Genomic DNA, 5,752 nt, shown 5'->3' on the forward strand with positions numbered 1-5,752 from the left:
TCCAGGCCAACACCAGAATCCTCCGACGCTGACAGAGCTGTTTCTGATGCACGAGGCCGGCCAGCCCGTGGTCGGCCTCGTCCTTATCCGGCGGCGCGGCGGGATGTTAAAAGGGGGAGGCCGGGGGGGGGGCCGGCGGCGCGGCCCCCGCGGGGGGGTGAAAAAGGCGCGGGTTGCCCCTGCCCCCGCCGATGCGGTACTGGGCCAGGGCCCGGGCCAGCCGGTGCAGGGCCAGCTCGCGGCTGTGATCCCAGACGATCAGCTTGGCGACCAGGGGATCGTAGTGGATGCCCACCTCGTCGCCCTCGCGCACCCCGGTATCCAGCCGCACCTGGGGGCCGGTGGCCGGCTCGCGCAGGTAGTGCAGGGGACCGGCGGCGGGCAGGAAGCCCTGGTCGGCGTCTTCGGCGTAGACCCGCGCCTCGACGGCGTGGCCGCGGACGATCACCTGCTCCTGGGTCAGCGGCAGCGGCTCGCCCGCCGCCACCCGCAGCTGCCATTCCACCAGATCCAGGCCGGTGATCAGCTCGGTCACCGGGTGCTCCACCTGCAGCCGGGTGTTCATCTCCATAAAGTAGAAGCGGCCGTCCTCCTGGTAGAGGAACTCGACGGTGCCGGCGCCCTGGTAGTCGATGGCCTGGGCGGCGCGCACCGCCGCCTCGCCCATGGCCACCCGGGTTTCGGGGGCGAGATTGGGGGCGGGGGCCTCCTCCAGCACCTTCTGGTGGCGGCGCTGCACCGAGCAGTCCCGCTCGGCCAGATAGAGGCCCTGGCCGAATTGGTCGCAGAACACCTGCACCTCCACGTGGCGGCTCCTTGGCAGGTAGCGTTCCAGCAGCATGGCGTCGTCGCCGAAGGCGGCCCTGGCCTCGCGCCGGGCGGCGGCCAGGGCCTCGTCGAATTCAGCGAGATGGTTGACTATGCGCATGCCCTTGCCGCCGCCGCCGGCCACCGCCTTCAGCAGCAGCGGAAAGCCACAGCGCCCGGCCTCCTGCCGCAGCCGTTCCGGGGCTTGTTCGGGGCCGTGGTAGCCGGGTACCACCGGCACCCCGGCCGTTTCCATCAGCGCCTTGGCGGCGGACTTGGAGCCCATGGCGGCGATGGCCTCGGCGGGCGGGCCGACGAAGACCAGGCCGGCGGCGGTGCAGGCGCGGGCAAAGTCGGCGTTTTCCGACAGGAAGCCGTAGCCCGGGGGCACCGCCTGGGCGCCAGAAGCCCGGGCGATGGCCAGCAGCCGGTGCTGGTTCAGGTAGCTCTGGGTGGCCGGCGCCGGGCCCAGGTGCCAAGCTTCGTCGGCCAGGGCCAGATGGCGGGCGTTCCGGTCGGCGTCGGAGTAGACCGCCACGCAGGCGATGCCGAGCCGGTGGGCGGTGCGGATGATGCGGCAGGCGATTTCGCCCCGGTTGGCGACCAAGAGCTTAGTGAACATCCTCGTCCTCCCAGGCCGGCGGCCGCTTTTGCAGGAAGGCGCTGATGCCCTCTTGCGCCTCGGCGCCGGCCCGCAACTCGGCGATGCGGCGGGCGCTGTCTTCGATCAGCGGCCCGTTGATGGGGCGGTAGGCGAATTCCCGGATCAGCTGTTTGGCGGCGGCCAGCGCCACCGGGCCATTGCGCAGCAGCGCCCGGATCAGGGGCGCCGCCGCCTCGTCCAGGCTCTGGCCGGGCTCGGCCAGCAGGTGCACCAGGCCCAGCCGTTCGGCCTCCCGGGCGGGAATGAGCTCGGCGGTCAGCATATAGCGCCGGGCCTGGCGCGGCCCCAGGGCGCGCAGCACATAGGGGGCTATGGTGGCGGGGATCAGCCCCAGGCGCACCTCGCTCAGGCAGAAGCGGGCATCGGCGGCGGCGACCACCAGGTCACAGCAGGCCGCCAGGCCCAGGGCGCCGCCGTAGGCCGCCCCCTGCACCAGGGCCAGGGTGGGGCCGGGGAACTGATCCAGCCGCCGCAGCAACAGGGCCAGCTGTTCGGCGTCGGCCAGGTTCTGCCGCCGGCTGTAGCCGGCCGCGCGCTGCATCCAGGCCAGATCCGCGCCGGCACTGAAGTGCCGGCCCGTGCTGCGCAGCACCAGCAGCCGCAGATCGAGCAGATGGGCGGCGTTATCAAGCTGCTGGATCATGGCGGCAATCAGCGCGTCGTCGAAGGCGTTGTGGCAGCCGGGCCGGTTCAGCACCAGCTCCCAGACGCCGGGCGCCGCAGGCCGCAGCAACAGGGGCTCGCTCATGGCTTCTCCTTACATGCGGAACACCCCGAAGCGGGGTTCATCCATGGGCCGGTTCAGGGCCAGGGCCAGGCTCATGGCCAGCACGGCGCGGCTGTCCCTGGGGTCGATGACGCCGTCGTCCCACAGCCGGGCGCTGGCGTACCAGGGATGGCCCTGGCGCTCGTAGCGCTCGACGATGGGCGCCCGGAAGGCGGCCTCGTCCTCGGCGCTCCAGGGTTCGCCGGCCTTTTCCCTGGCGTCCCGCCGCACCGTGGCGAGCACGCCGGCGGCCTGCTCGCCCCCCATCACCGAGATGCGGGCGTTGGGCCAGATCCACAGAAAGTCGGGATCATAGGCCCGGCCGCACATGCCGTAGTTGCCGGCGCCGAAACTGCCGCCGATGATCAGGGTCACCTTGGGCACATTGGCGCAGGCCACCGCCATCACCAGCTTGGCGCCGTGCTTGGCGATGCCCTCGGCCTCGTATTTCCGGCCCACCATAAAGCCGGTGATGTTCTGCAGGAACAGCAGGGGCAGGCGGCGCTGGCAGCACAGCTCGATAAAGTGGGCGCCCTTCTGGGCCGATTCGCTGAACAGCACGCCGTTGTTGGCCAGTATGCCCACCGGGTAGCCGTGCAGCCGGGCGAAGCCGGTGACCAGGGTGGGGCCGAAGTCGCGCTTGAACTCGTCGAAGGCCGAGTCGTCCACCAGCCGGGCGATCACCTCGCGCACCTCGAAGGCCTTGCGCAGATCGGTGCCGACGATGCCGTACAGCTCCTCGGCCGGGTAGCGGGGCGGCAGTGGCGGCTGGGGCGGGGCCGGCAGCGGCGGCCGGTTGAGGTTGGCCACCAGCCGGCGGGCCAGGTACAGGGCGTGGGCGTCGTCCTCGGCGACATGATCCGCCACCCCGGAGACGCGGGTGTGCACCTCGGCGCCGCCCAGCTCCTCGGCGCTGACCACCTCGCCGGTGGCGGCCCGCACCAGGGGCGGGCCGCCGAGGAAGATGGTGCCCTGGCCGCGCACTATGATGGACTCGTCCGCCATGGCCGGCACATAGGCGCCGCCGGCGGTGCACAGCCCCATCACCACCGCCAGTTGGGGGATGCCGGCGGCGGACATCCGCGCCTGGTTGAAGAAGATGCGGCCGAAGTGATCCCGGTCCGGGAACACCTCGTCCTGGCTGGGCAGGTGGGCGCCGCCGGAATCCACCAGGTAGAGGCAGGGCAGCCGGCAGCGTTCGGCGATGGCCTGAGCGCGCAGGTGCTTCTTGACCGTGAGCGGGTAGTAGGTGCCGCCCTTGACGGTGGCGTCGTTGGCCACCAGCATGCACTCCACCCCGCACACCCGGCCGATGCCGGCCACCAGCCCCGCCGCCGGTACCGCCTCGTCGTAAACCTGGTGGGCGGCGAGCTGGGACAGCTCGAGGAAGGGGGCACCCGGATCCAGCAAGCGGCGGATGCGCTCCCGCGCCAGCAGTTTGCCCCGCTGTTGGTGGCGCTGGCGGCTGGCCTGGTCGCCGCCCGCTTCGATGCCGGCCACCAGCTCGCGCAGCGCCGCCACCTCGGCGGCCATGGCATCATGATTGGCCCTGAACTCCTCCGACTCGGGCCTGATCTGGCTGGTCAGTATGGTCATGGCTGGCTCCAACAGTGGTTGTTGAGCTCGAGGCGAGTCGGCCAAAGGGCCAACTCCGCCGACACGCTTCAAAAGTTGACACTCGCCGTTTCAGCCTGCTGCGAACATTCACCGGATGTTCGGTCAGGCTGAAACGACTCGTCACGGCGAGACACGCTCGCCCCATGTACGCTCGCACATGCCGAATATCGCGGAAACCGTCGGTATCGCCGCGCTGCGACTTGTCACTGGCAACTCGGTCGCGGCGATACCTCCGGTGCAAGGCGCTTCGCGCCCCCTGGCATATGACGGTCGGCGGAGCCGTTCCCTTTGTCCGCCTTGTAGGCTCCGGGTGTCATATGTCACCTCACCGGTTCTGCACCAGTTCCCGGCCGATCAGCATGCGGCGGATCTCCGAGGTGCCGGCGCCGATTTCGTACAGCTTGGCGTCCCGCAGCAGGCGGCCGGCGGGGAACTCGTTGATATAGCCGTTGCCGCCCAACAGCTGGATGGCATCCAGCGCCAGCCGGGTGGCGGTTTCCGCCGCCAGCAGTATCACCCCGGCGGCGTCCTTGCGGCCGAGCGCGCCCCGGTCCGCGGCCATGGCCACCATATAGGTGTAGCTGCGGGCGGCGTTCATGCGGGTGTACATGTCGGCGAGCTTGCCCTGCACCAGCTGGAAGTCGCCGATGGCCTGGCCGAACTGTTTGCGCTCCCGCACATAGGGCACCACCAGATCCATGGCCGCCTGCATGATGCCGAGCGGCCCGCCGGCCAGCACCAGCCGCTCGTAGTCGAGCCCGCTCATCAGCACCTCGACCCCGCCGTTCAGGGCGCCGAGTAGATTGTCCACCGGTACCCGGCAGTCCTGGAACACCAGCTCGCAGGTGTTGGAGCCGCGCATGCCGAGCTTGTCGAGCTTCTGGGCCTGGCCGAAGCCGGGGGTGTCGCGTTCGACGATAAAGGCGGTGATGCCCCGGGCGCCGGCGTCGGGCTCCGTCTTGGCGTACACCACGAACACCTGGGCGTCGGGGCCGTTGGTGATCCACATCTTGGTGCCGTTCAGCACGAAGTGGTCGCCGTCGGCCCGGGCGGACAGGCGCATGGACACCACGTCGGAACCGGCATTGGGCTCGGACATGGCCAGGGCGCCGATGTGTTCGCCACTGAGCAGTTTGGGCAGGTAGCGGGCTTTCTGCGCCTCGCTGCCGTGGCGGTGGATCTGGTTGACGCAGAGGTTGGCGTGGGCGCCGTAGGACAGGCCCACCGCCGCCGAGGCCCGGCTGATTTCCTCCATCGCCAGCACCTGGGCCAGGTAGCCCATGTCCACGCCGCCGTGGCGTTCGGCCACGGTGATGCCGAACAGCCCCATGTCGCCGAGTTTGGGCCAGAGTTCGGCGGGAAAGCGGTTGTCCCGGTCGATGGCCTCGGCCAGGGGGGCGATCTCCCGGCTGGCGAAAGCGGCGACCTGGTCGCGCAGCAGGTCCAGGGTTTCGCCCAGGCCGAAGTCCAGTTGCGGATAGGGGGCCATGAGAACCTCCTTGCTGATGATGGGGTTGGGCTCGTTTGCTACCAATGTTGCTGAATTAACTATAGTTGTTATGGGACTGTTAGGGTTGGCTAAGCTTGAATAGATAAAGGATTTTTAGGTTGCCACTGATGATTGGGTGCAGGGCGATAAAAGGAACGACACGCCGACACGCCACAAGTACGTCCATGTAGGCTCGGACATGCCATCCATGGCATGTCACGGTCGGCTTAGTCGCTTCCTTTTATCGCCTTTGCCTCATCACTGGCCTGCGGCAGATGGAGCCACCATGGCAAATAGCGAGATAGTGATAGTGGGTGCGGCCCGGACCCCCATGGGGGCCCTGCTGGGCGATTTCGGCGCCGTGCCGGCGCCCGGGCTGGGGGCCGTGGCCATCAAGGCCGCCCTGGGT

At 69.5% G+C, this 5,752-nt stretch carries 3 protein-coding genes and 1 pseudogene; all 4 read right to left on the minus strand.

The window, feature by feature from the left end; all coding sequences use genetic code 11:
- Positions 1–172: 172 nt before the first annotated feature.
- Positions 173–1,429: pseudogene (locus CGX12_RS18585) on the minus strand (acetyl-CoA carboxylase biotin carboxylase subunit); the annotation flags it as partial.
- Positions 1,419–2,219 (minus strand): enoyl-CoA hydratase-related protein, encoded by an 801-nt coding sequence (locus CGX12_RS18590; protein ID WP_094041368.1) that lies wholly within the window; start codon positions 2,217–2,219, stop codon positions 1,419–1,421. The gene CGX12_RS18590 and the pseudogene CGX12_RS18585, both read right to left, overlap by 11 nt.
- Positions 2,220–2,228: 9 nt before the next feature.
- Positions 2,229–3,833 (minus strand): carboxyl transferase domain-containing protein, encoded by a 1,605-nt coding sequence (locus CGX12_RS18595; protein ID WP_094041369.1) that lies wholly within the window; start codon positions 3,831–3,833, stop codon positions 2,229–2,231.
- 346 nt (positions 3,834–4,179) lie between these two features.
- On the minus strand, positions 4,180–5,343 hold the full coding sequence (locus CGX12_RS18600) for an isovaleryl-CoA dehydrogenase (protein ID WP_094041370.1): 1,164 nt from the start codon (positions 5,341–5,343) through the stop codon (positions 4,180–4,182).
- Positions 5,344–5,752 lie beyond the last annotated feature (409 nt).

This window comes from Zobellella denitrificans (assembly GCF_002237365.1).
GTDB classification, from domain to species: Bacteria; Pseudomonadota; Gammaproteobacteria; order Enterobacterales; family Aeromonadaceae; genus Oceanimonas; species Oceanimonas denitrificans.

Coding starts and splice junctions, on each gene's coding strand:
- CGX12_RS18590 (WP_094041368.1), bottom strand. CDS start 2,219: ATGAGCGAGCCCCTGTTGCTGCGGCCTGCGGCGCCCGGCGTCTGGGAG.
- CGX12_RS18595 (WP_094041369.1), bottom strand. CDS start 3,833: ATGACCATACTGACCAGCCAGATCAGGCCCGAGTCGGAGGAGTTCAGG.
- CGX12_RS18600 (WP_094041370.1), bottom strand. CDS start 5,343: ATGGCCCCCTATCCGCAACTGGACTTCGGCCTGGGCGAAACCCTGGAC.